27 protein-coding genes are annotated in these 25,810 nt (G+C 65.1%); 10 read left to right on the top strand and 17 right to left on the bottom strand.

The features are described 5' to 3' along the window. Positions 1 to 486 (bottom strand): diacylglycerol/lipid kinase family protein (locus tag AC1DW9_RS22785; RefSeq protein ID WP_476855188.1); only part of this gene is annotated, 486 nt, incomplete at its 3' end. A gap of 1,043 nt (positions 487 to 1,529) precedes the next feature. Here AC1DW9_RS22785 and AC1DW9_RS22780 point away from each other — a divergent pair. Next, positions 1,530 to 2,273, top strand: coding sequence for an aspartate/glutamate racemase family protein (locus AC1DW9_RS22780; RefSeq protein WP_441505705.1), 744 nt, complete (start codon positions 1,530 to 1,532; stop codon positions 2,271 to 2,273). Between the two features lie 41 nt (positions 2,274 to 2,314). Here AC1DW9_RS22780 and AC1DW9_RS22775 read toward each other — a convergent pair whose 3' ends face one another. Next, complete coding sequence (locus AC1DW9_RS22775; RefSeq protein ID WP_476775503.1) at positions 2,315 to 2,794, bottom strand: DUF2938 domain-containing protein; 480 nt, start codon at positions 2,792 to 2,794, stop codon at positions 2,315 to 2,317. 225 nt (positions 2,795 to 3,019) lie between these two features. Here AC1DW9_RS22775 and AC1DW9_RS22770 point away from each other — a divergent pair, with 225 nt between their 5' ends. Further along, entirely contained in the window at positions 3,020 to 4,129 is a 1,110-nt protein-coding gene (locus AC1DW9_RS22770) for an ROK family protein (protein ID WP_441493178.1), read from the top strand. Between the two features lie 4 nt (positions 4,130 to 4,133). Here AC1DW9_RS22770 and AC1DW9_RS22765 read toward each other — a convergent pair whose 3' ends face one another. The 8 genes from AC1DW9_RS22765 to AC1DW9_RS22730 all read right to left on the bottom strand — a co-directional run bounded on the left by AC1DW9_RS22765 (position 4,134) and on the right by AC1DW9_RS22730 (position 10,278). Continuing rightward, positions 4,134 to 5,063 (bottom strand): alpha/beta hydrolase, encoded by a 930-nt coding sequence (locus AC1DW9_RS22765; protein ID WP_441505707.1) that lies wholly within the window; start codon positions 5,061 to 5,063, stop codon positions 4,134 to 4,136. Positions 5,064 to 5,226: 163 nt separating this feature from the next. Continuing rightward, a complete protein-coding gene (gene soxA / locus AC1DW9_RS22760; RefSeq protein ID WP_441505708.1) occupies positions 5,227 to 5,985 on the bottom strand; it encodes a sulfur oxidation c-type cytochrome SoxA in 759 nt (252 codons plus the stop codon). Positions 5,986 to 5,994: 9 nt separating this feature from the next. Then, a complete protein-coding gene (locus tag AC1DW9_RS22755) occupies positions 5,995 to 6,318 on the bottom strand; it encodes a thiosulfate oxidation carrier complex protein SoxZ (RefSeq protein ID WP_069878835.1) in 324 nt (107 codons plus the stop codon). 13 nt (positions 6,319 to 6,331) lie between these two features. Further along, positions 6,332 to 6,826 (bottom strand): thiosulfate oxidation carrier protein SoxY, encoded by a 495-nt coding sequence (locus tag AC1DW9_RS22750; protein WP_441505709.1) that lies wholly within the window; start codon positions 6,824 to 6,826, stop codon positions 6,332 to 6,334. Then, positions 6,789 to 7,238 (bottom strand): sulfur oxidation c-type cytochrome SoxX, encoded by a 450-nt coding sequence (gene soxX / locus AC1DW9_RS22745; RefSeq protein ID WP_476855187.1) that lies wholly within the window; start codon positions 7,236 to 7,238, stop codon positions 6,789 to 6,791. The genes AC1DW9_RS22750 and soxX overlap by 38 nt, the downstream gene beginning before the upstream one ends. 10 nt (positions 7,239 to 7,248) lie before the next feature. Then, the gene (locus AC1DW9_RS22740) at positions 7,249 to 9,441 is read right to left on the bottom strand and encodes a xanthine dehydrogenase family protein molybdopterin-binding subunit (protein WP_476775505.1); all 2,193 of its coding nucleotides are present in this window, start codon (positions 9,439 to 9,441) and stop codon (positions 7,249 to 7,251) included. A gap of 124 nt (positions 9,442 to 9,565) precedes the next feature. Beyond that, the gene (locus AC1DW9_RS22735) at positions 9,566 to 10,033 is read right to left on the bottom strand and encodes a (2Fe-2S)-binding protein (RefSeq protein ID WP_441505712.1); all 468 of its coding nucleotides are present in this window, start codon (positions 10,031 to 10,033) and stop codon (positions 9,566 to 9,568) included. Positions 10,034 to 10,128: 95 nt separating this feature from the next. Then, on the bottom strand, positions 10,129 to 10,278 hold the full coding sequence (locus AC1DW9_RS22730) for a hypothetical protein (protein WP_441505713.1): 150 nt from the start codon (positions 10,276 to 10,278) through the stop codon (positions 10,129 to 10,131). 222 nt (positions 10,279 to 10,500) lie between these two features. Here AC1DW9_RS22730 and AC1DW9_RS22725 point away from each other — a divergent pair, with 222 nt between their 5' ends. Next, positions 10,501 to 13,119, top strand: coding sequence for a DUF3772 domain-containing protein (locus AC1DW9_RS22725; protein ID WP_476775506.1), 2,619 nt, complete (start codon positions 10,501 to 10,503; stop codon positions 13,117 to 13,119). 4 nt (positions 13,120 to 13,123) lie between these two features. Beyond that, entirely contained in the window at positions 13,124 to 13,651 is a 528-nt protein-coding gene (locus AC1DW9_RS22720) for a CAP domain-containing protein (protein WP_441492521.1), read from the top strand. Positions 13,652 to 13,682: 31 nt separating this feature from the next. Here the strand turns inward: AC1DW9_RS22720 and AC1DW9_RS22715 are convergent, their stop codons facing one another. Continuing rightward, on the bottom strand, positions 13,683 to 14,507 hold the full coding sequence (locus AC1DW9_RS22715; RefSeq protein WP_441492520.1) for an OmpA/MotB family protein: 825 nt from the start codon (positions 14,505 to 14,507) through the stop codon (positions 13,683 to 13,685). A 14-nt stretch (positions 14,508 to 14,521) separates the two neighbouring features. After that, entirely contained in the window at positions 14,522 to 15,292 is a 771-nt protein-coding gene (locus AC1DW9_RS22710) for a motility protein A (RefSeq protein ID WP_441505715.1), read from the bottom strand. Between the two features lie 141 nt (positions 15,293 to 15,433). On the opposite strand from AC1DW9_RS22710, the gene AC1DW9_RS22705 reads away from it, so the two are divergent. Beyond that, complete coding sequence (locus AC1DW9_RS22705) at positions 15,434 to 17,251, top strand: glucan ABC transporter ATP-binding protein/ permease (RefSeq protein WP_441492518.1); 1,818 nt, start codon at positions 15,434 to 15,436, stop codon at positions 17,249 to 17,251. Positions 17,252 to 17,425: 174 nt separating this feature from the next. Here the strand turns inward: AC1DW9_RS22705 and AC1DW9_RS22700 are convergent, their stop codons facing one another. Continuing rightward, entirely contained in the window at positions 17,426 to 17,821 is a 396-nt protein-coding gene (locus AC1DW9_RS22700) for a hypothetical protein (protein WP_441505716.1), read from the bottom strand. A 142-nt stretch (positions 17,822 to 17,963) separates the two neighbouring features. Here AC1DW9_RS22700 and AC1DW9_RS22695 point away from each other — a divergent pair, with 142 nt between their 5' ends. Both AC1DW9_RS22695 and AC1DW9_RS22690 read left to right on the top strand, forming a co-directional pair. Further along, positions 17,964 to 18,290, top strand: a complete 327-nt coding sequence (locus tag AC1DW9_RS22695) for a DUF1330 domain-containing protein (RefSeq protein WP_476775507.1) — start codon at positions 17,964 to 17,966, stop codon at positions 18,288 to 18,290. 142 nt (positions 18,291 to 18,432) lie between these two features. Then, on the top strand, positions 18,433 to 19,536 hold the full coding sequence (locus AC1DW9_RS22690) for a calcium:cation antiporter (RefSeq protein WP_476775558.1): 1,104 nt from the start codon (positions 18,433 to 18,435) through the stop codon (positions 19,534 to 19,536). On the opposite strand, the gene AC1DW9_RS22685 is transcribed toward AC1DW9_RS22690, so the two are convergent. Genes AC1DW9_RS22685 through AC1DW9_RS22675 form a run of 3 tightly spaced genes read right to left on the bottom strand, consistent with a single transcriptional unit; the run spans position 19,526 to position 22,583 of the window. Beyond that, entirely contained in the window at positions 19,526 to 20,818 is a 1,293-nt protein-coding gene (locus AC1DW9_RS22685) for an HlyC/CorC family transporter (protein WP_441492515.1), read from the bottom strand. The genes AC1DW9_RS22690 and AC1DW9_RS22685 overlap by 11 nt on opposite strands. 13 nt (positions 20,819 to 20,831) lie before the next feature. After that, positions 20,832 to 21,974: a 3-dehydroquinate synthase gene (gene aroB / locus AC1DW9_RS22680; RefSeq protein WP_441505718.1), complete on the bottom strand. Its 1,143-nt coding sequence runs from the start codon at positions 21,972 to 21,974 to the stop codon at positions 20,832 to 20,834. Between the two features lie 18 nt (positions 21,975 to 21,992). Further along, positions 21,993 to 22,583, bottom strand: a complete 591-nt coding sequence (locus tag AC1DW9_RS22675; protein WP_441492513.1) for a shikimate kinase — start codon at positions 22,581 to 22,583, stop codon at positions 21,993 to 21,995. Between the two features lie 156 nt (positions 22,584 to 22,739). Between AC1DW9_RS22675 and AC1DW9_RS22670 the strand changes: the two genes are divergently transcribed. After that, on the top strand, positions 22,740 to 22,886 hold the full coding sequence (locus tag AC1DW9_RS22670; RefSeq protein WP_441492512.1) for a histidine kinase: 147 nt from the start codon (positions 22,740 to 22,742) through the stop codon (positions 22,884 to 22,886). Next, positions 22,883 to 23,812: a site-specific tyrosine recombinase XerD gene (gene xerD, locus AC1DW9_RS22665; protein WP_476775508.1), complete on the top strand. Its 930-nt coding sequence runs from the start codon at positions 22,883 to 22,885 to the stop codon at positions 23,810 to 23,812. The genes AC1DW9_RS22670 and xerD overlap by 4 nt, the downstream gene beginning before the upstream one ends. Before the next feature lie 42 nt (positions 23,813 to 23,854). Here xerD and AC1DW9_RS22660 read toward each other — a convergent pair whose 3' ends face one another. Continuing rightward, the gene (locus tag AC1DW9_RS22660) at positions 23,855 to 24,775 is read right to left on the bottom strand and encodes a LysR family transcriptional regulator (protein ID WP_476775509.1); all 921 of its coding nucleotides are present in this window, start codon (positions 24,773 to 24,775) and stop codon (positions 23,855 to 23,857) included. Positions 24,776 to 24,823: 48 nt separating this feature from the next. Between AC1DW9_RS22660 and AC1DW9_RS22655 the strand changes: the two genes are divergently transcribed. Beyond that, positions 24,824 to 25,804 carry an alpha/beta hydrolase gene (locus AC1DW9_RS22655; protein ID WP_441505721.1) on the top strand — a complete coding sequence of 327 codons (981 nt, stop codon included), beginning with the start codon at positions 24,824 to 24,826 and terminating at the stop codon, positions 25,802 to 25,804. Positions 25,805 to 25,810 lie beyond the last annotated feature (6 nt).

The raw sequence follows: 25,810 nt of genomic DNA, 5'->3' as shown, positions 1-25,810 counted from the left end.
CTGTATAGCCGCGATGACGTATGCGAGTTTACCAATTATCTTCTTCGCATCTTTGTTCAGGCGGCGAACAACCGCACCATCGAATCCAACTCCTAGAGTTTGGACGAATACTCGTTCTCGACGCCCCACAGCAGAGTACAGTCCCGGATAGACCGGCACTGAATATCCCTCATTGATGAGGCGAGCGGCTTCCACGATATCAAGCGGGATCCCGAGTTCCTGCGCGAACAAATTCGCAGTGCCGAGTGGCAACACACCGAGTTCGGCACGCGATCCGATCATGCCCGACGCGGCCTCCGATATCGTGCCATCGCCGCCGACTGCCACGATGCAGTCATGCCCATCGTGGGCAGCTTGCCGCGCCAGCCTTTCCGCGTCTCCTGCCATCCTGGTCTCGACGACAGTCGAGTTGGGAAAGAGTTTTGCGAGATCGCAAGCCGAGAACCCACGAGCCCTTCCGGCAACCGGGTTGAACAGAACAAACATAGTTATGACCCGGTATTGGTCCTACCGAACCCGAGATACCGGACACTCCTTCTTCAGGTTTGTGCCCGCACAGCAATGCAATCAATGCCTCGTGGACCTTGATAGCCCGCGATTTGCTCGCGCTCCAGTTACCTGTTCACCGCCTTCTATCAATCGACAGGACTACACTCCATGTGTACGCGCTGGCCGGGTTCGTTATGCGTGCGGCAAGAGACGAGGGCCGGCGGGGTCTTACTGGGTTCCTCGGGCATCGAAGCGGGCACAATAGGTTGAACGGGCCGAGCGACCGGCTTCGGGGCCCGTACAGCGACCGCTGTCAGCTTGGGCGCTGGCCTGGTCACCGTTACCGGCTCACGCACGATCGAATCTGGCTTGTTCGCCTCCGGCGCGGGGTCAGAGAGAACGAGAGGCGCAGTCTGCGGCTTCTCCGCTTGAGCAGACTGCCAGGGTCGCCAACTCCCCAGCCGAGCAAAAGTCTCGACCGTCGGCTTTGTGATCGCTTCGACCGTTGGCATCGCTTGTGGCGAGCAGCCAGCAGCCAGCAAGCCGGCAAGGCTCACGCGACAGACTAAGTTCACCATGCTGGCCCCTTGTCAGACATGTGGCAAAGTTGCGGCATTATGAGCGCGGAATGTAGCCGTTTTGTGCCGCGCAAGGAAAGGCCCCGCACTCGCCTTCGGTCTGCGCGCGCCTGAGCGCCACAGACCGGAGGCCGACCTTGATCCTTACGGTAGGGAGCGCTCTCCCACTATCAACCCACAAACGCCTCTCATCGCCCATTGGTCAGCGCTATTCGCGCTTAGATCGCAACGCGCCACTTTGAGCACCTTGTCCAAGCATCGCCTCCGCCCTCAGGCTCATCGAACGGCGCTCTCGGCCGTGGCGGTCGCCCGCCAGAGGCATCGGGGCCATCGCAGCGCCCACACCGCGCCTCTGCGAAGCGCCCCGTATACATTCATGACTTGGACCTTGTCCGCGCTGGTCGCTTGGCCTGGGGCCTCGAGCTCGCTAAGCCTGAAGCCTGCACCCTGCCCGAGGCTCTCTTGCGTATCCTGCTGATCAATCCCAACACGACCCAGGCGATGACGGATCTCGTCATGCAGGTCGTGGCGCCGCATGCTCCGTCCAATGTCGCCCTGCATCCGGTGACAGGCCGCTTCGGCGCGCAGTATATTTCGAGCCGCAGCGCGGGGGTGATTGCGGCCCATGCCGCCCTCGAGGCCTATGCCGAGCATGGCGCCGGCTGCGACGCGGTCTATCTCGCCTGCTTTGGCGACCCAGGGCTTCACGCCCTGAAGGAGGTCTCTCCCGTTCCGGTCATCGGCATGGCGGAGGCGAGTTGCCTGGCCGCCGCGGCGATGGCGCGGCAGTTCTCGATCGTCACCGGCGGCGAGCGCTGGGGACCGATCCTGCATGAATTCGTCGCCATGATCGGCCTCGACGGCCGGCTTGCCTCGGTTGAAACAGTCACTCCGACGGGGGCCGATATCGCCCGTGATCCCGATGGCTCGATTGCACTGCTCGCCGCAGCCTGCCGCAAGACGGCGGAACGCGACGGCGCCGGAGCCGTCATTCTCGGCGGCGCCGGACTTGCCGGCCTCGCCGCACGCGTCCAGCCACTTCTCGATATTCCGGTGATCTGCTCGGTCCAGACCGGCATGAAAGCGGTCCTGGCCGCTCTCAATGGCGGTACGGCGAAACCGGCAAGCGGCGATCTCGCCTTCCCGGCGCCGGTCGGGAGCGTCGGCCTGTCGCCCGCGCTTACGGCCCTTCTCGCCAGGTCCTGAACCGGGGAAGGTCCTGAACCGGGGAGCTGCCGCCGGCATGCTCAGCGCAGCAGGAGCGCCGAGCAATAGAGCCCCACGCCAAAGACGATATGGCCCGCGATGTTCATGGCGCGGATCGGGCCGGCATTCGGCTTCTTCGACGCCGCGATGCCGGCGCCCATTCCCGGCTGCAGGATGAACCAGCCGCAGCCGACCGTGACGAGACCGACGATCAGAGCAGGCGCGAGGCTCGGATTGCGGGCCCAGTCGAGCCCCCAGATCGCCAGCAGGACCGCCGCGAACAGGATGCCGATCAGGTAATGCGCGATCCAGCCGAGGGCGCGTTCGTTCGCCACCGGCTCGGAGCGTCCAATATCCTCATGCGCCAGTCGACCTTGCGCCAGATGGCCGAACCAGCGCCCGGTCATAGCCCAGTTCGGAGTCGGCAGGCCGAAGGCGCGGTTCAGGAACTGGGCCCAGAGATCGAACAGGATTGTCGCGCCGACACCGATCAGCACCGCGCGCAGAAGAAACTCAAGCATCGCATATCCCCGGAAACCAGCCATGGCGCATCGACCGTCGCGCCTTGGCCGCCATGGAAGGGAAGAGGCCCTGCGAGGTCAATCGCAGGGGGCGGTCTTCCCCGCGCGCGCCGCGCAGGGGCGCCATGCGCTGTTCATCCCAGGAGGCGATATGCCGCCAGCTTACGGAACCCTGGGAGCACCGAGGCCGTTCCCTTCGGGAGTCCACACGGGGGATAGCGGAACATGGCAGCCGAAATGACGACGAAAGCACGCGCGGGCGGTCCTCACGGAGTGGATGACCTGCCTTCGGTTGTCGTCACCAGCTATAATCTGGAGGTTCGCGACGAGGACGGCTTCGTTGGCGACAAGGCCAAACGTGGCGCATTTCTCGAGCATCTCGACGCCCTTCGCGAGCACCTGCGCCGGACCGGCGAAGACCCCATCACGGTCGACTCCGACAAGATCGGCAAGAAGGAGCTCGATGCGCTGCTGGGGGAAGGCGAGCCGCGCGAGGCGGCTCTCATCCTCAGCGCCATCGAACGCTACGCCCAGTCGCTGGCCTTCGTCATTCGCCGCTTCGCCAGGCTGAAGCCCTGGAGCACCGTCGAGCGTATCGTGGTCGGCGGCGGATTCCGCCAGAGCAGGGTCGGCGAGCTTGCGATCGCGCGTGCCGGCATCATCCTGCAGACCGACGGACATAGTATCGACCTTGTGCCGATCCGCCATCATCCCGACGAGGCCGGGCTGGTCGGTAGCGCCCATCTTGCGCCGAAATGGATCTTCGAGGCCTATGACAGCCTCGTCGCCGTCGATATCGGCGGCTCGAATATTCGCGCCGGCATCGTCGAGCTGCGCCAGGACAAGGCGCCTGACCTCGCCAAGGCCAAGGTCTGGCAATCCGAACTCTGGCGCCACGCCGACGAGGAGACCAATCGCGACGACGCAATCAAGCGGCTCGGCAAGATGCTCGATGCCCAGATCAAGCAGGCCGGCAAGGCGGGCCTCCGCGTTGCTCCCTTTATCGGCGTCGGCTGCCCCGGCCTGATCGAACGGGACGGCTCGATCGACCGCGGCGCGCAGAACCTGCCTGGCAACTGGCAAAGCAGCCGGTTCAACCTGGTCGAGAGCATCCGCGAGATGGTCCCCGAGATCGGCGGACACGAGACGACGGTCGTGATGCATAACGACGCCGTCATCCAGGGACTGAGCGAGATGCCGTCAATGCAGGATGTCGAGCATTGGGCGGTGCTGACCATCGGCACCGGCCTTGGCAATGCAAGCTACCAGAACCGGACGAAGCCGAAGGGCCGCGGCAAGGCCAAGAATGGAAAGGCCGACGATAAGAAGGGCTGACCGCTCAGCTCCGCTTTGCCGGCAGCGCCCACATCAGCCCACGCGTGATGATCGCGGGGAAGACAGTGAGATGATCCTCGTCCTGGATGATCTCCGTGGTCAGCTTCAGGCCGGGATAGTTGTGCGAGCGGAGCGCCTTCTCGAATTCCTGCAGGTCGGCGATCATGTCGAGCTTGCCGCTATAGCGCGGCGAGGCCTTGCTGATCGTCTCGAAGGAAGCGATCGCCATCAGCACATCGGCCTTCAGGTCCTTGTTCGTCTCGGCATAGGTGCGCTCGCGCGCAAGCATCACCTTCTGGTCGTACCAGAGCGAAGGGCTGCCGATGATATAATGCGAGAACATCTTCGGCTCGGTCAGCAGGATGTGGACGCCGAGCAGCCCGCCATAGGAATGGCCGGCAAAGATGCTGCGATTGGTGTCGGTGCGATAGGTCGCGGCAACGAAGGGCATCACCTCGTCGGCAAGAAAGCGGCGATAGGGCTCTGCTTCGCCGAAGATCGGTGTCCGGCCGGATTCGTCCTTCGTCTTTTCGCCATTGGGCGTCGGCGTGTAGTCCCGGCGGCGGCTGAACTGCGGCGTGTCGCCGAGCGCGTAGGAGAGACCGACCAGAATGAACTCTTCCAGCCCCTGGCCGCGATTGCCGACCCGGCGGGCAATGCTGCGCACCAGCGGGAAGGCGTAATCGGCATCGGTGACGAACAGCACGGGAAAGCGCCGGCGTGGCGAGGAGTGATAGGAGACCGGCAGGCTGACATAGATCTCGTAGTCGCGCTGCAGCGTCTTGGCATGGATCGTCCGGACCTCAGTGTCCTTCAGAACGAAGGGCGCCGGACTCGACGGGACCGCAACAGCAGCCGGAGGTTCGGGAGCCGGCTGGGCAACGGCAACGCTGGCGAACCCGAGGGCGGCAAGCAGGACAGGCAGGCGAGGCATTCGCCGGATCTCCGACATGAATGTGCCGGGATCGTGACGGTTCCCGGTCGGTCCGCCAAGAGCTAAAGCATCGGCCCGAAAAGTGGATTGCGGTTTTCGGGAAAGCCGATGCAATCACAGATGGTTAGATCATCGGACCGGATACGATATCCGGTCCGATGATCTAACGCCGCATGGCCGGCGTCTCGATCGGCAGGCCGCGCGCACGCCCGGCAAGATAGAGCTCGAGCGCCAGATATTCCGGCGCGCCGTAGTCGAACTGCGTCGCCCGGACGCCGAGCGAGCAGGCGCGCAAGCGCCGATGCAGCGAACCGACGCCGTCCCATTCCAGCCGATAGGCCGGATAGCCGGTCCCCGCGCCATGGCTGATCGTGTCGCCGCGCAACTTCTGGCCAACCAGCCCGTCATGGCATTGCTTGCAGGAGAGGTTGAGCTGCCCCTGGCGGCGCTCGAAGAAGGCCCTGCCCGCGTCGTAGAAAGGTTGTGCCGGACCGCGGGTCTCGACGTCCATCGGCAAGCCCCGCGACAACGAAGCGACATAGGCCGTCAGCGCCAGAAGCTCACCGCTCTCATAGCCGAAGGCCGGCTGCTTCTGCCGCTCCACGCGGCACTGTTCGATGCGCCCCTCGAGATTCAGGAGCTGCCCGGTGCCGGCATCCACCCGCGGATAATGCGTCGCCGCGCCACGCAGGCTCCTCTCCGGCTCGGCATGGCACTGGCTGCAGGCCTGGCTGGCCCCCGGCTTGCGACTGAAAAGTTCCTGACCCTGCTCGACCCAGAACCAGGCCGGGTTTCGCGTCGGATCATCCTGCTGCCGGCGCAGATCGGGCGACAGGAAGGCGCTCCCCGAGGTGATCTCTTCGCCGCCCGCGGCTGTGCCGAGCGTCGCGATCAGGAGTCCCAAGGCCAGCTTCAACCACATCGCCCGGGCTCACGTCACCGTCAGCCTGGCCGTCCGGGTGAAGACCGCTCCGCCGTCCTCGCGCCATTCGAAGACGATGTCGCCCGTCTCGACCGCGCGCGTCGTGAAGGAGACGAAGGGATTGGCCGAGACCCCCGTATACATGTCGAGCCGGAAGATCGGTTCCCCGGAATAGGTCGCCGTCAGCCGGTTCAGGATTTTCCGCGGAACGGTGCCTCCCTTGCCGTCGGATTGGCCGCCGCGATCCATCGGATGCCGCGTCAGAACGCGGATCTCGATGATCTCGCCGGCGCGAGCTTCCGTCGGCATGCTGATGCGGGCGTTGAATGCCATCGGAGATCTCTCCTCATCCGCCGTCGATGCAGGCGCTCAACGTCACGACGACATCGGCATCGCTCATGAGATAGCCCCCCGTGCTGAGCGCAGCGACGACGGTAACCTTCTGCGAGGTCGCCAGCCGCAAAGTGGTCGCGACCTCGGCGCGGCCGGAGCGGGGGCCAAGATGAAACCGCGCCATGTCCGGGAACGGGTTCTTCTCGGCGATAAGATGAATCCAGCGGACATGGTCCGCCTCCGTCATCGGGCTCTCGACCACGATACTCGTATCGACCGAATTGCCGTTCTCGACGAGCGCCGGAATCTCCAGCGTGATCCTGCCGCGCTCCGGCACCGCGCCATCGGTCAGCCGCGCGATCAGCTCCGGCAGCGCCGGCTGCGTCGCAGCCATCGCCACCTTCGGCAGGCTGGCAAGGCCGATCCCGGCCGCAGCACCGACGACGATGTCACGCCGGCTCGGGGCGGACTCAGAATGTCTTGAGAGTGGCGAGATAGGCAACGACATCCTCGATCTCCTGCTCCGACAGACCCGGCTTGCCACGATAGACCGGGCCGACATCGTGCAAGCCCTCGGTCCGGTAATAGGGCGGCATCACCGTCTCCGGATTGAGCCGCGATGAATCGACCAGCCTCAGCCTGATCTRCCCGGCGTCGAGCCGGGCCCCGATGCCGGCCAGTGGCGGTCCTATCGCACCCTGGAACGGCTCTGCCGGATCCGCCCCCTGATGACAGATCAGGCAATTGCCGCGCTCCCGGTCGCGCAGGATGGCCTGCCCTCGCGCCACATCGCCGACACGCGCGCCGAGAGCCTTTGGAATCGCGTCCCCGACGACGGCGTAGGGCTCCAGCGCCGCGCCCGGCCGGGAGGAAGCCAGTCCTCCGAGCAGGAGGGCTGTGGCGAAGCCGAGGCGCGTCACACGCCGGGTCCTAGGCCTTCCGCAGATCCATGTTCTTCAGCGGGACCGAGCGCACACGCTTGCCGGTCGCCGCGAAGATCGCGTTGAACACCGCCGGGGCGGCAACCGCGATCGTCGGTTCGCCGACGCCACCCCAGAAACCGCCGGACGGAACGATCACCGTCTCGACCACCGGCATCTCATCCAGGCGCAGCACGGTGTAGGTGTCGAAATTCTCCTCGACCATGCGCCCGTCCTTGACCGTGCACTCGCCATAGAGCGCCGCCGAAAGGCCATAGACGAAGGAGCCCTCGACCTGGCGCTCGATCTGGGCCGGGTTGACGGCGTGGCCCGGGTCGGTCGCCGCGACGATACGGTGAATCTTCAGCTTGCCCTCTGCGCTGACCGAAACCTCCGCGACCGCCGCGACATAGGAGCCAAAACCCATGGTCTGGCAGATGCCGCGATAGACCCCGGCCGGCAGGGTCTTGCCCCATTCCGCCTTCTCGGCGACCGCATTGAGAACTGCCAGATGCTTGGGATGGTTCTTCATCAGCGCCCGGCGGAATTCGAGCGGGTCCTTGCCCGCCGCATGGGCGAGCTCGTCCATGAAGCATTCGAGATAGATCGTGTTCGGGTTCAGGTTCACGCCGCGCCAGAAGCCGGGCGGCACATGCGGATTGCGCATCGCATGGTCGATCAGCAGATTCGGGATGCCATATCCGATCGAAGCCTCCGGCCCCGGGGGATTGAGGCCCTGGAAGACGGCGGGGTCACGCCCGTTCTGGATGTTCTGCGGGAAGATGCCGGCAACGATCGACTGGCCGGAAATGCGCATGTGCAGCCCGGTCAGATTGCCATCCTTGTCGAGCCCGCCGGTCAGTTTGCACTGCGTCACCGGGTGGTAGCGGCCATGCAGCATGTCCTCCTCGCGCGACCAGACCAGCTTGATCGGCGTGCCGGGAATCTGCTTGGCGATGGCAACCACTTGCCTGACCCAGTCATGCACCGCGCCGCGCCGGCCAAACCCGCCGCCAAGATCGATCTTGTAGGCCTCGCATTTGGCGATCGGCAGTCCCGAGGCTTCGGACGCCGCAGCCAGTGCCGCCTCCCCGTTCTGGGTCGGGGTCCAGACCTCGCAGCGCTCCGGCGTGTAGCGCGCCGTCGCGTTCATCGGCTCCATCGTGGCGTGGTTCTGGAAGGGGTAGGAATAGACCGACTCGACGACACGCGCCGCCTTGGCGATCGCAGCCTTCGCGTCTCCGACCTGGTTACCGATGACGGCTTCGGGCGCATCGAGACCTTCCTTGAGCCAAGCAGCGATGCTCTCGCTCGAGACCTTGGCATTCTCGCCATTGTCCCACTCGATCGGCAGCGCATCGAGTGCCGTCTTCGCCTGCCACCAGGTCTCGGCGACGACGGCGACGGCCGTCTCGCCCACCGGCACGACATGCGTCACACCCGGCATGGCCTTGACCTTGGCAGCGTCGAAACTCTTCACCTTGCCGCCGAAGACCGGGCAGTCCTTGATTGCGGCATTGAGCATGCCGGGCATCTTCAGATCGATGCCGTAGATCTTGGCGCCATTGGTCTTGTCGACCGTGTCGAGCCGCTTCAGCGGCTTGCCGGCAATCGTCCAGTCCTTCGGATCCTTGAGCGGAACATCCTTGGGAGCCTCGAGCTTCGACGCCGCCTCGGCGACCTGCCCATATCGCAGCGAGCGGCCGGAAGCCTTGTGCGTGATGATGCTCTTCTCGGCGGAGCACTCCGCCGCCGGCACGCTCCACTGGTTCGCGGCAGCCCGGATCAGCATCATTCGCGCCGCCGCGCCGCCCTTGCGGACATACTCATGCGATTCCCGGATGCCACGGCTGCCACCCGTCGAAAAATTGCCCCAGACGCGGTTGCGCGCGACGTTCTGGCCCGGCGTCGGATATTCGGTCGTCACCCTGGCCCAGTCGCAGTTCAGTTCCTCGGCGACGAGCTGGGCGAGCCCCGTCAGCGTCCCCTGCCCCATTTCGGAGCGGGCGATGCGGATCACCACCTTGTCGTCGGGATGGACCACCACCCACGCATTGATTTCCTTGACGGCCCCCTGCGCCATCGCCTCGCCAGCGAACGGTATGGCAAAGCCGAAGGTGAAGGCCCCGGCCGCCGCAGCGGAGCCGGCGAGCATGGTGCGGCGGGACAGGGTCGCAGATGTGTCAGCCGAGGCAGAAATCATATCGTTCTCCAGATTCCGTTAGGGAAGCAGGGGAGCAAGGGCACCTGGCCCGTCGCGCTCGACCCTACCCAGGCGAAACGTGAAACATGCGGACCGACGCTCAGCCGGGCCGACGCGAAGAGGCTTAGCCCCGGCCGAGCGTGCCGCTGGCCGCCACATCCAGGATTGCCGCCTTGACCCGCGTATAGGTGCCGCAACGGCAGATATTGGTCATTTCATTGGCGATATCGGCGTCGCTCGGCTTGGGATTGGCCTGGAGGAGCGCAGCAGCGGCCATGATCATACCGCTCTGGCAGTAGCCGCATTGCGGAACATCATGAGCGATCCAGGCTTTCTGCACCGGATGCGATCCATCCGGCGAAAGCCCTTCGATGGTGACGATCTTCTGTTCCGCCGAAACGGCACTCACGGGGAGAGCGCAGGAGCGCGCCGCGACCCCGTCGATATGCACGGTACAGGCACCGCATTGCGCGACGCCGCAGCCATATTTCGTTCCGGTCAGGCCGATCTTTTCGCGTATCACCCAAAGCAGCGGCGTGTCGCCATCGACCGCCACATCCACCACTTTGCCGTTTATGCTCAGCTTCGCCACCGCAACCTCCCGGTTCGATTTCAGAAGAGTGGCGAGAGAGCCAGCGCGCCTCGCCAGGAGTCCACCGTGCCAACGGGCACGCGGACAGATTGTATTTAGATGAGATTGAAATCCAGAAAGCGACCTTGAGCCAATGCCAAAAGTGCGAGCGCCGCGCCCGTATCCCAGACGCTCCGCTCCGGGATGACCTGTACGATCCCAGCAGGATCGACCCAAAAATGCGCAATCAGCCCCCTGATCGCCATGATCACGTCCTGATTATCGACGATCAGGGCAATCCTCGCATTTCGCTGACTGCTCCATTTCTCACATCAATGTGATGAATCAGGCGCCAGTTCGGCATTCCCAGCAACAAGGTGCCGTCCTTGCCCCATCCGACGCATTTTCCGATCTCGCCTTGCCTTACGCAGCTGGAGAGGGCGAGGTGCGGCATCGCGTCGAATCAGCCTGAACGAGCCAGGATCGCCATGACGGCCCGCGCCATACGAGAGGTTTCCATCGCCACGGCGTGGCGCGCCGCACTGGCAGCGCTTGGGCTTCTGGCCATAGCCCTGATCTTTGCCGCACAGAGCTGGGCCCAGGCTCCCGATCCGGCCCCGGCCAGGACGCGTCTCGACGCAGCGCGTGCCGAACTCGCCCAGATCGAGACCCTCTTCGCCAATCCGAATGCGACCGATGCCGAGCTGCAGCGCCACCGGCTCAGGCTGCAGCCTCTGCTCGAACAGCTCCGCCATATCACCGAGGAACAGGCTCCGAAGACCGAGCAGGCCAAGTTGCGCATCGAGCAGCTTGGCCCGAAGCCCGACGCAAAGGCGCCGGCCGAATCCGCCGAAGTCGTCCGAGAGCGCGAAACGCGAGAGAAGGCGTTTGCTTACGCTGACGAGACTTTGAAGATCTCGCGCTCGGCCCTTCTCCAGGCAGAACAGCTTCTGGCCAGCATCGGCGACCGGCGCCGCGACCTCTTCGCCAAGGCCTTGTTCGCGCCGGGGCCCGCCATCGTCAACCCGGAGCTCTGGGGCGCGGCACTGTCGACCTCGCCGGAGGACATGCGCGCGTCCGGCCTGATCTTCGGGGACTGGCTCTCCGTCGTCGTCGAAGCATCCAGCACGGCCCGCGGAGCGCTTGTCGCTGTCGCCCTCCTCGGCGCGATCCTGCTCTACGTCGCCCGTGCACGCTACCTGCCGCGCTTTGCGGAACGGCTCGATCCAACAGGCGATACCAACAGCTTGCGCTGCCTTCACGTCGCGCTCGCCCATATCGTGGCCGGTGCGGCCCCACCGGCGCTCGCAAGCTGGTTGATCTACGCCGCGCTCAAAACTGCGGGCCTCCTGCCGCCACGCATCCAGCCGGTCATCTGGGCGATCGTCGTCGGGCTCGCGATCTTCGCTTTCGTCCAGGCATTGGCCGACGCGCTGTTTGCTCCCAACAAGCCGCAGCGGCGCCTTGTCAGCGTCATGGACTCGACGGCCCGGACCGTGGTCTGGATCGCGGCGTCGCTCGCGCTCGTTGTATCGACCGGCAAGGTGCTCGAGGCCTGGCTCCAGGCCATCGCCGCCAGCCTGGCATCGTCGATTGTCGTCCGCGGCGTGGTTGTGCTCGTCTTCGCGGCGGTCCTGATCGCCGGGCTTTACCAGCTTCGCGACGACAAGGAAGTCGAGGAGGAGGCCTGTCTCGGCCCCTATGTGGCAGTCGATGGCGCCTCGCTCGGGCCGATCCGCATCTTCGGCTGGATCGTCGGCCTCGTCATCGCATTGGCTGCATTGACGGGCTATGTCGTCTTCGCCTCCTTCCTGACCGAGCAGGTGCTCTGGCTCGGCATTCTCGCCTGCCTGTTCGTCCTTGCCTACCAGCTGCTCGATCTCGGCATCAGCGAGCTCTTGACCGGCAACGGACATTTCGCGCTGACCCTGAAGGCCGGCGTCGGCATCCGGGGCTCGGCGCTGCAGAAGATCGCCGTCATCGTCACCGGGCTGCTCAAGCTCGTGCTGATCGTGGTGACGTTGATGCTCGCGCTGGCCCCCTGGGGCCTGGAATCGGTCGATTTCCTGACATCGCTGCGCGCCGCCTTCTTCGGTTTCCAGGTCGGCGGCGTCACGATCTCGCTGTCCTCGATCATCGTCTCCGGGTTGCTCTTCGCGCTCGCCCTGACGGCGACACGCGGCGCCCAGGGCTGGCTTGAAGGCAAGTTCCTGCCGACGACGCAGCTCGATACCGGTTTGCGCAACTCGATCATCACCGCCGCCGGCTATCTCGGCTATGCCGCAGCCGTCGCGCTCTCCGTCTCTGCGCTGGGTCTCAGCCTCGAACGCCTGACCCTCGTCGCCAGCGCCCTCTCCGTCGGTATCGGTTTTGGCCTGCAGTCCGTGGTCTCGAATTTCGTCTCGGGGCTGATCCTGCTGTGGGAGCGCCCGATCCGGGTCGGCGATCAGGTCGTGGTCGGCGACGCGGAAGGCATCGTCAAGCGCATCAATGTCCGCTCGACCGAGATCGCGACCTTCGATCGCTCGACCGTGATCGTGCCGAACTCCAACCTCGTCTCGGGTGTGGTCAGGAACCGGGTGCGCGCCGATCGCACCGGCCGCTCGCTGATCTCGATCACCGTGCCCAGGAGTTTGGACGCGTCCGACGTGCGCACGATGCTCGCCGAGGCCGCCCACTCCCATGGCGACGTGTTACAGAAGCCGCCGCCAACCGTGCAGTTCAAGAAGATCGGCACCTCGACGATGGATTTCGACCTGATCTGCGTCGTCGCGGATGTCGACATCGTCGGCCGCGTCACCAGCGATCTCAACTTCGCCATTCACAAGCGCCTGACCGAAATGGAAGGGCCGGCAGCCGGCGCAGAGCTGCTCGTCAAGGGCCTCGACGGAATCGAACAATCGCTCGGAGACATCGCCGCCGCCGTCGGGCGCGAAACAAAGCCTTCGCATCGCAAGAAAGCCGTAACCACCGCGCGCGCATCAAGGCCCCGCCTCCTCAACGGTGAGACGGGGGAGGAGGAGGAGCCGGAGGAGCAGGTGCGGCGCGAAACCACGCACGCGCCCGAGCCGGCCAAGGATGCGTCCAAGGACGACAGCAAGGAATGATGCGATGCCCAAGCCTTTCCGTGCAGCCGCCGTGGCGCACCGAACCGTGACCTGCCCCGCCCTCGTCGCCGGTGCGCTCGCCGTCTTCGGCATTGCCGGCTGCACCGAGCCTGCCCGGACCAGCCAGCCCGCTTTCTACCGCGATCTCGGCTCGCCCTCGGCCCGGGTCGATGCAAATGAGGCGCGCGCCATGATCTCGGCCTACCGGATGAACCACGGGCTCGGCACGCTGAAACTTGATCCGGCCCTGGTCGAGGCTGCCGAGCAGGAGGCCGGCGCCATGGCCGCGGCCGACAAGCCAGTCCAGGCCGAAGCCGTCAAGGCGCGGCTGGCGCGGGCCGGCCAGCCGGGAGCGGAAGCCAATCTGTCCGCCGGCTATCGGCGGTTGGCCGAAGCTTTCTCGGGCTGGCGCGACTCGCCGCAGCACGACCGTGTCATGAAGACGCCGGGCGCCACCCGCATGGGCATTGCCACCGCCTATGCGCCGGGCTCGAAATATCAGGTCTACTGGGCACTGATCCTCGCCCCCTGAGGCAAGGCTGACGCGCTGAGACGAAGCTGCCTCAGGGTTTCGCGCCGAAGGGCAGCGGCGGTGCATCCGCCTTGAGGACGATCCCGACACGGCGGTTATAGGCGAGATAAGGATTGTCCTTGATCAGCGGCTCGGTGTCGCCCTTGCCGGTGACGGAGGCGAAGCGGTCATCCGGGACACCCGTATTGCTGAGGATCTCGCGGACCGCCGCGGCACGCGCCACGGAGAGCTCCCAGGGATTGCCTTCCGGGGCCGCTCCGGGACGTGGCGCCGCCGTATGGCCCGTGATCGCGATCTTGTTGGACATCCGCCGCAGCGTCGGGGCGACGGCCGCGAGCAGCTTGCGCATGCGCTCGTTCGGCTGCGCCGAGCCCTCGGCAAACATCGCCCGCCCATCCTGATCGACGAGCTGGATATCGATGCCCGCCTCGGAAACCTCCACCAGGATGTTACGCGAGAGCTCGGCGATCTCCGGCATCTCGCGCAGGGCCTGCCGGAGCGAGGCGGCCGCGAGCGCAAAGCCACGGTCATGCGTCGCCGAGACCAGGCCGTCTTCCTTCTGCTGGTTGTGGTTGGGCGCTGTCGTGTCGGACGCATCGCTGAGCGGCCGGATATAGGCGTTCTTGATATGGGTCTTGGTCGGGATGCCGTCGACCTCGACGATGCCGGCGAGCCGCATGTCGGTCTGTGTGCCGAAAGCCTCGCGCATCGAGCCCGCGACGATCTGGAGCTTGTTCTTGTCCTGGCTCGAATAGGCCGCGACCATGACGAAGAACGCCATCAGCAGCGCCATCAGATCGGCGAAGGTCACGAACCAGCCGTGACCGCCATGGCCGCCGCGATTTTTCTTCGCCATCGCTCAGGTTTCCGTCAGGCCGCTTGGGCCATCTCGGCCCGATGATGGTCGGGGAGATAGGCGAGCAGCATTTCGCGCACCAGCGTCGCGCTCTTGGCATCGCGCATCTGCAGGACGCCGTCGATGATCAGCGTGCGCGAGATCTCTTCTTCCTCGAGCTTGATATGCAGCTTGTCGGCGATTGGCAGCGTGAACATGTTCGCGACCATCGCTCCATAGAGCGTCGCGAGCAGCGCCGTCGCCATGGCGGGGCCAAGCTTGGACGGGTCGCTCATATTGGCGAACATCGTCACCATGCCGAGAATCGTGCCGATCATGCCCCAGGCCGGGGCGCAGTCGCCGATGGCGCGATAGACCTTCGAACCCTCGTCGAGCCGCTGCAGGAAGTTGTCGCGGTCACGCTCCATCGTGTCGCGGATGAACTCCTTGTCATAGCCGTCGGCGATGTAGCGCAGGCCCTGGGCCAGGAACGGATCGGAGACCTCGACGTTTTCCAGCGCGACAGGGCCGCTCTTGCGGGCGATCTCGGCGACGCGCGTGATCTCGTCGATCAACTCGCGCGGATGGATCGAGCGCATCGTGAAGGCGAAACGGAAGCCCATCGGAATGCCATGGGCAATCACGGTGAACGGGAAGCGCAGCATGGTCGCGGCCGAGGCACCACCGAAGATGATGATCGCGGCGTGCTTATCCCAATAGGCGGCGAAATTGCCACCATCGATCATGATCAGCGAAATGATTGTCGCGATACCGCCCAGAATGCCGACGCCGGTTGCGATATCCATTTAAGCCATCCTGATCCACGCAGATCCAGCACCCGCGCAGCGCCCTGTCTTGGCAGTCTGGTAACCATAGCGGGAGCGGTTTGAACGAAGCGTTAAGCTTGAGCACTTGCTCAGGCCCGCGGCTCGGATAATGCTCCGCGGATGTCCTTGTTTGCGCTCTATGCCCGCGTCCTCGGCGAACTCGGCCCCGAAAAGCGGCTGGGGCTGATCCTTGCGCTCGCCAATATCCTGCTGGCGGCCGCAGCCTTCGCCGAGCCGATTCTGTTCGGCACGCTGATCGACAGGTTGACCAGCATCCAGAGCTCCGGCCAGCGACCAAACTGGAGCGACATCAATGTCCTGATCGCGGCTTGGGTCGGCTTCGGGCTCTTCAATATCGGAGCCAGCGTTTTCGTCGCCCTCCATGCCGACCGGCTGGCCCATCGCCGCCGCCTCGCCGTGATGGCCGACTATTTCGAGCATGCCCTGACCCTGCCGCTGGCCTACCACACCCAGACTCATTCCGGCCGGGTGCTCAAGGTGATGCTGGAAGGCACCAGCGGCATGTGGGCGCTATGGCTCTCCTTCTTCCGCGAACACTGCGCCAGCTTCGTCGCGCTCTTCATCCTGCTGCCCTTCACCCTCTGGAAGAACTGGCAGCTCGGGCTGCTGCTGATCAGCCTCGTCGTGCTCTTTGGCACGCTGACGGCCTTCGTGCTGCGCAAGACCGAAAAGCTCCAGAGCAATGTCGAAGGTTACCACTCCAACCTTGCCGAACGCGCCTCGGACGCGCTCGGCAATGTCCCGGTGATCCAGAGCTTCACCCGCATCGAAGCGGAGGTACGCGGCCTGCGCTCCACCATCGCCAGCCTGCTGGAGGCGCAGCTTCCGGTGCTGTCCTGGTGGGCGATCGCGACGGTGGCAACCCGCGCCTCGGCAACGCTCACCGTGCTGGCGATCTTCGTCGTCGGCACCTGGCTCCTGATGATGGGGCAGACAACCGTCGGTGAAATCGTCACCTTCATGGGCTTCGCCACCATGCTGGTCGGCCGGCTTGAGCAGATCGTCTCCTTCGTGAACTTCATCTTCATGCAGGCGCCGAAGATGCGCGAATTCTTCGGGGTGCTCGACACCATGCCGGCCGTGCGCGATCTCCCGGGCGCGCCCGATGTCGGCCGCCTCGAGGGCCGCATCACCTTCGATGACGTTTCGTTCTCCTATGACGGCAAGCGCGCGGCGGTCGCCGACGTGTCCTTCGCCGTCGAGCCCGGCGAGACCATCGCCATTGTCGGCTCGACCGGCTCCGGCAAGTCGACCACGCTCGGCCTGCTGCACCGCGCCTTCGATCCGCAATCCGGCCGTATCCTCGCCGATGGCAGTGATATTCGGGACATCTCGCTGCTCAGCCTGCGCCGCAATATCGGCGTCGTCTTTCAGGAGCCGATGCTCTTCGCTCGCTCGATCCGCGAGAATCTCACCGTCGGCAAGCCCGACGCGACCGATGCCGAGATGCTTGAGGCGCTCGACCGGGCCCAGGCGACCGAAGTCATGGCGCGCCAGACCGACGGGCTCGACACCCTGGTTGGCGAACGCGGCCGCACGCTGTCTGGCGGCGAGCGCCAGCGCCTTTCGATCGCGCGCGCGCTCCTCAAGAACCCACCGATCCTGATTCTCGACGAAGCCACCTCCGCGCTCGACGCTGCCACGGAAGTGAAGCTCCAGAAGGCGCTCGACGAGGTGATGAAGGGCCGCACGACTTTCGTCATTGCGCACCGCCTGGCCACCATCCGCAACGCCAACCGGATTCTCGTTTTCGAGCAGGGCCGCGTCATCGAGATGGGCTCCTTCGACGAACTCGTCGCCAGGGGCGGACGCTTCGCCGCGCTGGCGCGGGCGCAGTATCTCGTCACCGACAAGCCGGTCGCGATGCTGGCAGAGGACGCGGTCAGCCCGCTCGCCCAGAAGCTCGCCGCCGATTGACCGCGTGCTGCACCGGACGGCCTTGGATCATCGGCTGTGCCGAAAACCGCAATCCATTGTTCGAGCCGATGCCTTAGATCATCGGACCGGATATCGTATCCAGTCCGATGATCTAACCCTTTGTCTTTGCATCGGCTTTTCCGAAAACCGCAATCCACTTTTCGGGCCGATGCCTTAGCGCGGCCTCTCCTTGTCCGGTTCGTGATGCAGACAGGGATCGAGCTTCACATGGTTGGGTCCGACCCGTTCGAAGCTGCCGCTGGCCACGACCCGGTCGCCGAGCTTGCTGCCATTCTCGGCATAGGTGACGCACAGAACCTGCGGATCCGGCGCATGACAGAGCGCGAGATAGACCAGCGCCCCGTCGGAGCGGACCATGGTCAACTCTCCCTCGACTTGGATGGTCGTGAGTTCGCCCTCCTTCCCTTCGAGCCCCCGCAGCGCCTGCCGCAGTTCGGAACAGGCCGCGCGCAAGCTCGGCTCGGGCTGCGCCCTGCCCTGATCCGCCGCGATCAGGGCCGTAACGAGGGCGGCGCCGCAGAGCAGCGAACGAAGGAGACGCTTGGTCATGCCCCAGCTGTCGCGCGGGTTTGCGGCGGGATTGCGAACGGGTTGCCGCGATAACCCTGGAGGTAATCGACTTCATTCCATCTGCAGGCGAAGGTCGCGACATCGGCAGACCAGCCCGGCTGACAACGAAGGGGATTTCACGATGAAGACCTACGCCATGGCCCACCTCACCCACGTCGCTCTGGGACATGAGATCATTGGCTATCTCGAAGGTATCGATGCGACGCTGGCACCGTTCCAGGGGCGCTTCATCATCCATGGCGATCCGCCGGAGCTGCTGGAGGGCAGCTGGTCGGGCGACCTGATCGTGATCGAGTTCCCGAACCGTGCGGCCGCGAAGGCCTGGTACGAATCAGAGGCCTATCAGGCTATCCTGCCCTTGCGCATGCGCAATTCGTCCGGCGCGGTCTTTTTCATCGATGGTGTTTCGTCCGACCATCTGGCGACGGATGTGCTACGCCGACAGTGAATACTTGCGAATGAGGCGCGGCGGAGCCAACGATCCTCCGACGCCGCGCGTATATCCCTCGGTCCATCGCCCGGCGTCCTCGCCGGGCGATGTCTCGTTTGTCGTCCGCCCGCCACAAGGATGGGGTCTGTCTTTGACCAGCATGATCATCCGCCTCATCTGCGCCTGGGCCTCGGTCCTTGCTTATCTGTTCTTCGGCAAGACGATTCTCGGGCAGCTTGGCTCCCCCGTCCTGTCCATGCTGATCTTTGCCTGGTTGCTCGGCATCATCGCCTGGTCGGCGATCGGCGTCGTGCATGAGGCGGAGGAACTGGCGCACAGGCTGGGCGAACCCTATGGCACGCTGATCCTGACGCTCTCGATCGTCATCATCGAGGTGGCGCTGATCGGGGCCGTGATGCTCGGGGCAACCGGGGCGCCGACACTTGGCCGCGACACGATGTTCGCCGTGCTGATGATCGTGCTCAACGGCGTCGTCGGCATCGGGCTGATCTTCGGCGGCCTGCGCCATTTCCAGCAGAGCTACAATCTGCAAGGTGCCACCGCCTATCTGGTCGTGATCATCCCGCTGACGGTCATCGCGCTGGTTCTGCCGAATTTCACCACCTCGACCAGCGACGGCACGCTGACCAACGTGCAGGCCATCTGCTTCTCGCTGTTCACCCTGGCGCTCTACGCGGCCTTCCTGATCCTGCAGACCGGCCGCCACAGCGATTTCTTCATCGAGCCTGACATGCTGGCACGCACCGGCGAAGCGCAGCCTCAGGTCGAAGGCGTCGGGCACGCCGCGTCCGGGAGCATCCTGCCCAATATCGGGCTGCTCCTGGCCAATATCCTGCCGATCGTCATCCTGGCGAAGAGCCTGGCGGCCGTGCTCGATTTCGGCATCGCCAAGCTCGACGCCCCCCCGGCGCTCGGCGGCATCCTGATCGCGATGGTCGTCTTCACGCCGGAATGCATTACGGCCCTGCGCGCGATCAATGCCAACCAGCTCCAGCGCGCGATCAATCTGTGCCTGGGTGCGGCAGCCTCGACGCTTGGCCTGACGGTGCCTGCCGTGCTGGGCATCGGCCTTCTCACCGGCCAGCCGGTCACGCTCGGCCTGTCGGCCACCAATATGGTCATCCTGGCGATGACGCTGATGCTGAGCACGCTGACTTTCACCGGCTCACGCACGACGATGCTGGAAGGCGCCGTGCATCTCTGCGTCTTCTTCGTCTTCCTGGTGCTAGTGTTCAGCCCGTAGCGGCGAGGGCAAGCGCCAGGGGGGTGATCCGGAGCGAGGTCACGCGGTTGCGGCTCTTGCGCACCACTTCGAACTTGAAGCCGTGGAAGGTGAAGGCCTGCCCGGCCTCGGGGATGGTGCGGGCCTCGTGAATGACGAGGCCGGCAATCGTTGTCGCCTCCTCGTCGGGCAGGTCCCAGTCCATCGCGCGGTTCAGGTCCCGGATCGGCACTCCGCCATCAACGACCACCGACCCATCCACCTGCTGGCGCAGGCCCGGCACCGCGATGTCATGTTCGTCGCGGATATCGCCGACGATTTCCTCGAGGATATCCTCGAGCGTCACCAGCCCCATCACCTCGCCATACTCGTCGACGACAAGCGCGAAATGGGTCTTGCGCGCCAGGAAGGCCTTGAGCTGATCAGGCAGCGAGGTCGTGACCGGGGTGAACCAGGGCGCGAGGGCGATCTGCGCCACGTCGAGCTTGCCGGCATCCCCGCCGGCAGCATCGAGCGCCCGCAGCAGGTCCTTGGCGTGCAGGATGCCGACAATGTTCTCCGGCTTGTCGCGCCAGAGCGGCATCCGCGTATAGGGCGAGGCCAGGACCTCGCGCACGATCGCTTCCGGTCCGATATCGAGATTGATCGTCCGCATCTTGGTGCGGTGGATCATCACGTCCTCGACGCCGAGCTCCTTCAGGTCGAGCAGCCCGCCGAGCATGTCGCGATCGGCCTTCTTGACCGCCCCCTCCTGGTGCATCAGGTCGACCTGACCACGCAGCTCTTCATTCGGTGAAAGGATCGACTGGTTCTCGTCGATACGGATGCCGAAGAGGCGCAGGAAGCGCCGAACAAACCATTCGATCGCCAGTGTCAGCGGGCCCAGCACGGCAACGACCCAGGCCACCGGCCGCGCCAGCCGCAGCGCCGCCTGGTCGGGCTTCGCGATCGCCGCTGTCTTCGGCATGATCTCCGCGAAGATGATCACGAGGACCGACATCACGGCCGTCGCATAGATCACCCCGGCATTGCCGAAGGCCGCGACCAGCACGCTGGTGGCGAAGGCCGAGGCACCGATATTGACGACATTGTTGCCGATCAGCATGGCGCCGATCAGCCGCTCCCGCGTCGCCAGCAGCCGCATCGCGATGCCGGCCCGTCGGCTTCCCGCCTTCTCCAGCGCGGCGATCCGGGCTTTCGAGGCAGCCGTCAGCGCCGTCTCGCTGCCCGAGAAGAAGGCTGATAGCAACAGGCAGATCAGGACGATCAGCGCGGCCAGCCAGGGGTTGATGTTCTCGAGCATGGTCCCAGCGTGCTCAGGCGGCCGCGAGCTCGGCCTCGATGAAGTCCCTGACCTCGTCCGCCGCGACGCCCGGCGCGATGAAGCTCTTGCCGATGCCGCGCGCCAGGATGAAGGTCAGCACGCCGCGCTTGACCTTCTTGTCCTGGGTCATCGCGGCAACGATCTCCTCCGTGCTGCCGGCCCCGCCCGGCACCTGCTGCAATCGGCTCGGCAGGCCGACGGCATCGAGATGCGCCGCGACCCGCCCTGCATCCTGTCCGGAACAAAGGCCGAGCCGCTGCGAGAAGCGGAAGGCGAGCGCAAGACCGATCGCCACCGCCTCGCCATGCACCAGCCGGTTCGCGTCATAGCCGGTTAGGCGCTCCAGCGCGTGAGCGAAGGTATGGCCGAGATTGAGCAAGGCGCGGTCCCCCTCCTCGCGTTCGTCCCGTGCCACGATCGCCGCCTTGGCGCGGCAGGACACGGCGACAGCATGATCGCGCTCGGGTCCGCCTGCAATGATGCGGCTCCAGTTGACTTCGCACCAGTCGAAGAAATTCGGGTCGCCGATCAACCCGTATTTCACAACCTCGGCATAGCCAGCCTTGAACTCCCGCTCGCTCAGCGTATCGAGCAGCGCCGTGTCGGCAATGACCAGGGCTGGCTGGTGGAAGGCGCCGATCAGGTTCTTGCCATGCGAGGAGTTGATCCCTGTCTTGCCGCCGACCGAGGAATCGACCTGCGACAGCAACGTCGTCGGGATCTGCACGAAGCGCACGCCGCGCCTGAGCACGGCCGCCGCGAAACCGGTCAGGTCGCCGACCACACCGCCGCCAAAGGCGATGACGAGATCGTTGCGCTCGATCTTCGCAGCGAGCAGCGCGTCGCAAAGCGCCGCGAACCGAGCATAGGATTTCGATGCCTCGCCGGGCGGGATCTCGATCCGCGTGGTCGCGACGCCGGCCTGTTGGAGGCAGGTTTCGAAGGCGGGCGCATGCAGGCCGGCGACATGCTCGTCGGTGACCAGCGCCGCCTTGGCGCCAGGCGCGAAGCTGGCGATCAGGCTCGCCGCCTCGCAAAGCTGGTGGCGGCCGATATGGATGTCGTAGCTGCGCCCTTCGAGCGCAACGGGAACCACGATCCGCGCGCCGGACTTCTCGTTCGCAGGTTTGATCATGTCTTCGCTCTCAGCAGCTCAAAGGCTCTCAAGGGAACGCAAATGGCGATCGAGCGCGACTATCGCCTCCTCGACGACGACCTCATGGGGGTCATCGCGCGAGGTCACCGTTACATCAGCCAGTGCATAGACCGGTTCGCGCTCCGCCAGCATCCGCCGCATCGTCGCTTCAGGGTCGGCAGTCTGCAGCAAGGGCCGGTTGGAGCGCTTGCGCACCCGGCGCATCAGCACATCGGCATCCGCCTTGAGCCAGATCGAGATGCCGAGTTCGATGATGCGCTCCCGCGTTTCCGCGTTCATGAAGGCGCCGCCCCCGGTCGCGAGCACCAGCGGCGCGCGTGTCGCCAGAACCCGGCTGATGACGCGTCTCTCGCCGTCACGGAACTCGGTTTCGCCGCGCTGCGCGAAAATCTCGGGAATCGTCATGCCGGCCGCAGTTTCGATTTCGACGTCGGCGTCGACGAAAGCCAGGCCGAGCCGCGTTGCCAGCCGCCGCCCCACGGAACTCTTGCCCGAGCCCATCATGCCGACAAGCACGACTGCGCGCTTCCCGAGCAGACTGCGCAACTCGGAATTGTCCAGGTTCTCGATGGGGTCGGCTATTGTCATCGCGGCATTTCCTCGCAGCCGGTCTAGCATGAGCCGTCAGCCGACGTCATGCCCTCACGACGCTGATGAACCGGTCTGCACTTGCGCGAACCGCCAGGCATCGGGAATAACCGGATAGTCCTGAATCGGGGCAAGGTTCCAGGAGACATCCGGCCCGTGCCGACCCTCTTCAGATTCATCGCCTTTCTCGCCATCGTCGGCGGGCTGATCTTCGCCGGAATGATCGCGCTGGTCACCTTCGTCCAGCCCGAGCAGCGCGAGATGGTCGAGATCGTGCCACCGTCCAAGCTGCAGCAGCGATGAGCCGGCTGGCGCGCAGCCGGATCACGGCCTTTCTCGACATGCTCGCGGCGGAGCGCGGCGCGGCGAAGAACACGCTCGAGGCCTATGAGCGCGACCTCGACGACTATACCGGCTTCATCGCCGGCCGCGGCGACCTCGGCTCCATCGGCGCCCAGGACATCCGGGACTGGCTCGCCGATCTTGCAGCCCGTGGATTGAAGGCGTCATCGACGGCGCGCCGGCTTTCCGCGGTGCGCCAGTTCCATCGCTTCCTCTATACGGAAGGGCTGACGGGCGCCGACCCCTCCGCCGCGATCGACGGACCAAGGCAGGGCCGGCCGCTGCCCAAGGTCATTTCCGTCGCCGATGTCGATCGCCTGATCGAGACGGCGCGGCTCCTCAGCGAACGCGATGGTCTTACCCCGGCGGCACGGCCGAAGGCCCTGCGCATGCGCTGCCTGATCGAGATGCTCTACGCCACGGGCCTGCGCGTGTCCGAACTGATGGCGTTGCCGCTCTCAGCGGCAACGACGCGCGAGCGCTTCCTTGTCGTGCGCGGCAAGGGCAACAAGGACCGGCTGGTGCCGCTGAACGACGCTGCCCGCGAGGCCGCACGCAGCTATCTGGAGGCCCTGCGCCAGGCTGGAAGCGCGGACGGCCGCTGGCTCTTCCCGTCCGACGGCGAGAGTGGGCATCTGACGCGCCAGGCCTTTGGCCGCGACCTCAAGATGCTGGCCGGGGCAGCCGGCTTATCCGCGGCGCTGAGCCCGCACGTGCTGCGCCACGCCTTCGCCAGCCATCTGCTGCAGAACGGTGCGGATCTTCGCGTCGTGCAGGAACTGCTCGGCCATGCCGATATCGCCACGACCCAGATCTACACCCATGTCCTCGACGAGCGCCTGAAGAGCATGGTGCGCGACCTGCACCCCCTGGCCGACGAGAGCTGATCGCCAGGCCCCGGGAAGACCGGAATTGCGAGGCCGCCCCGATCAGCGCGGGCCTTCTGCAAGGGCGAGCGTGCCGAGGCGGGCGGCGACGGCCCTTGCCGCCATTTCGAGATCTCGGGGCCCTGAGCGGTGATCGAAAGTGCGCCAGGTCAGGGCGCTCTGGATCGGCGGCAGATCAATCTCGATGAACTCGACGCCAGGATGGGCGAAGTAGTTCCGGGCTCGCGAGGTCAAGGTCATGACGCATTGGCCGGCTGCGACCGCGACCAGCCCTTCTCGCACCGTCGCGATCTCGGGACCGTCGGCGATGGCCTGCCCCGACGGGGTCACACGCGGAAAATGATAGTTGCACCACTCGTCGGACGCTGCGCCGGCGGGCAATCGGACCATTCGCTCGTATTGCAGCTCTTCTGGATCCACCAGCTTGTTGGCCGCCAGGCGGTGTCCGCTCGGCACAACGAGCGTGCGTGCATCCTGGAAGAGAATGGCGCCTCGCGTCAGGCTGTGTGTCGCAAGCGGCAGCCGCGCCAGCGCCACGTCGACCTTGCCGTCCAGGACCGCCGATCCCTGGTTCAGATAGTTGAGCTCGACGAAGCGGAGCGAGATGTCGGGACGAGAGCGCGCGAATTCCGCAACCACCGCCGATGTGAGCTCGTAGAATCCACCGCCGAGATAGCCGACGAGCAATTCCGTCTGCTGGCCCTGAGCGCGTTTGTGCGCATCGCCAAGCGCCGCCCTGAGAGCATTGACCGGCGGTTCGAGATCCTTCAGCAGAGCTTGCCCGAGAGCTGTGAGCGATACGCGCCGGCTCGTCCGCTCAAACAGCCGACCTCCGAGATGGCTCTCGAGAGATTTGATCGACTCCGATACGACGGATTGCTTCACGCCCAGTGCTTCGGCGGCCTGGCCGAAGTGCAGCCGGTGAGCCACGGCCAGGAAGCAATCGAGTTTGCGGAGATCCATGGCGCCTGATCAATCGGGAATACCGATTGATAAAGTTGTTTTGCGGCGTTGATCAAGAGGCACCATTCGCCAAAACCTCTTGAAAATACATCCGCTCCCGCAGCCAGCGCCAAGGCGGATCAGGAGGACAGGCGAATGGACGTTTCAACCACCCCCGTGGAATTTCGCGCCGGTGAGGATGTCATTCGCGGCTCCTTCCATCTGCCGTCGACGAGCGGACCGCTTCCCGCCGTTGCCCTCGGACACGGCTGGGGAATGGTCGCGGGCGGTGATCTCGAGGACTATGCCCGCATCATTGCGGCACAGGGCATCGCCTGCCTGACCTTCGATTATCGGCGGCTCGGCAAGAGCTCCGGACTGCCCCGCCAGGAGATCGATCCCGCCTGGCAGCAGGAGGACTATAGGACTGCGGTCACCTATCTTTGTTCGCGCCCCGACGTCGACGTGCAGCGCATCGGGATCTGGGGAACCAGCTACAGCGGAGGCCATGTCCTCGTAGTCGGTGCCACCGATCGCCGGGTGAAATGCGTCGTGAGCCAGGTTCCGACGATCAGCGGCTACCTGTCCGGCCTGCGGAAGGTCCATCCGCGCCACGCCGAGACGCTCCAGCGCTTTTTCGCGGATGACCGGTTGGCGCGCCTGAACGGACAACCGCCAGGCACGATGCGCGAGGTCGGGCAGGATGAAGGGCCGGACGTCGCCTATCCCGGCGCGGAATCATACGACTACATGATCGGACAGGCCGCGCGCTGCCCCGAATGGCGCAACGAAGTGACCATCCGATCTCTCGAACTCGCGCGCAGCTACGAGCCAGGTCAATGGGTGTCGCGGATCGGGCCCGCAGCGCTCCTGATGATCGTTGCCGACAACGACCTTCAGACGCCGACCGATCTTCAACTCGACGCCTTCACCCAGGCGCGCGAGCCCAAGGAATTGCTGCTGCTCCAGGGCGGCCATTACTCCGCCTACCAGCAGCATTTCGAGACGACGAGCAGCGCGGCAGCGCGCTGGTTCTCGACCCATCTCTAAACAGAA

It is taken from the genome of Allobosea sp. P4_E12, assembly GCF_056401655.1.
The sequence above is the reverse complement of the archived record's forward strand: the minus strand, read 5'-3'. Positions and strand labels throughout refer to the sequence as shown.

Excerpts from the sequence above, each read along its gene's own strand:
- AC1DW9_RS22700 (WP_441505716.1), bottom strand. The coding sequence starts at position 17,821 with ATGACCAAGCGTCTCCTTCGTTCGCTGCTCTGCGGCGCCGCCCTCGTT.
- AC1DW9_RS22750 (WP_441505709.1), bottom strand. The coding sequence starts at position 6,826 with ATGTCGTTGCCTATCTCGCCACTCTCAAGACATTCTGAGTCCGCCCCG.
- aroB (WP_441505718.1), bottom strand. The coding sequence starts at position 21,974 with ATGATCAAACCTGCGAACGAGAAGTCCGGCGCGCGGATCGTGGTTCCC.
- AC1DW9_RS22770 (WP_441493178.1), top strand. The coding sequence starts at position 3,020 with ATGGCAGCCGAAATGACGACGAAAGCACGCGCGGGCGGTCCTCACGGA.
- xerD (WP_476775508.1), top strand. The coding sequence starts at position 22,883 with ATGAGCCGGCTGGCGCGCAGCCGGATCACGGCCTTTCTCGACATGCTC.
- AC1DW9_RS22675 (WP_441492513.1), bottom strand. The coding sequence starts at position 22,583 with ATGACAATAGCCGACCCCATCGAGAACCTGGACAATTCCGAGTTGCGC.
- AC1DW9_RS22705 (WP_441492518.1), top strand. The coding sequence starts at position 15,434 with ATGTCCTTGTTTGCGCTCTATGCCCGCGTCCTCGGCGAACTCGGCCCC.
- AC1DW9_RS22660 (WP_476775509.1), bottom strand. The coding sequence starts at position 24,775 with ATGGATCTCCGCAAACTCGATTGCTTCCTGGCCGTGGCTCACCGGCTG.
- AC1DW9_RS22725 (WP_476775506.1), top strand. The coding sequence starts at position 10,501 with ATGACGGCCCGCGCCATACGAGAGGTTTCCATCGCCACGGCGTGGCGC.
- AC1DW9_RS22775 (WP_476775503.1), bottom strand. The coding sequence starts at position 2,794 with ATGCTTGAGTTTCTTCTGCGCGCGGTGCTGATCGGTGTCGGCGCGACA.
- AC1DW9_RS22695 (WP_476775507.1), top strand. The coding sequence starts at position 17,964 with ATGAAGACCTACGCCATGGCCCACCTCACCCACGTCGCTCTGGGACAT.
- AC1DW9_RS22720 (WP_441492521.1), top strand. The coding sequence starts at position 13,124 with ATGCCCAAGCCTTTCCGTGCAGCCGCCGTGGCGCACCGAACCGTGACC.
- soxA (WP_441505708.1), bottom strand. The coding sequence starts at position 5,985 with ATGTGGTTGAAGCTGGCCTTGGGACTCCTGATCGCGACGCTCGGCACA.
- AC1DW9_RS22765 (WP_441505707.1), bottom strand. The coding sequence starts at position 5,063 with ATGCCTCGCCTGCCTGTCCTGCTTGCCGCCCTCGGGTTCGCCAGCGTT.
- AC1DW9_RS22690 (WP_476775558.1), top strand. The coding sequence starts at position 18,433 with ATGATCATCCGCCTCATCTGCGCCTGGGCCTCGGTCCTTGCTTATCTG.
- AC1DW9_RS22730 (WP_441505713.1), bottom strand. The coding sequence starts at position 10,278 with ATGGCGATCAGGGGGCTGATTGCGCATTTTTGGGTCGATCCTGCTGGG.
- AC1DW9_RS22685 (WP_441492515.1), bottom strand. The coding sequence starts at position 20,818 with ATGCTCGAGAACATCAACCCCTGGCTGGCCGCGCTGATCGTCCTGATC.
- AC1DW9_RS22715 (WP_441492520.1), bottom strand. The coding sequence starts at position 14,507 with ATGGCGAAGAAAAATCGCGGCGGCCATGGCGGTCACGGCTGGTTCGTG.
- AC1DW9_RS22755 (WP_069878835.1), bottom strand. The coding sequence starts at position 6,318 with ATGGCATTCAACGCCCGCATCAGCATGCCGACGGAAGCTCGCGCCGGC.
- AC1DW9_RS22740 (WP_476775505.1), bottom strand. The coding sequence starts at position 9,441 with ATGATTTCTGCCTCGGCTGACACATCTGCGACCCTGTCCCGCCGCACC.
- AC1DW9_RS22710 (WP_441505715.1), bottom strand. The coding sequence starts at position 15,292 with ATGGATATCGCAACCGGCGTCGGCATTCTGGGCGGTATCGCGACAATC.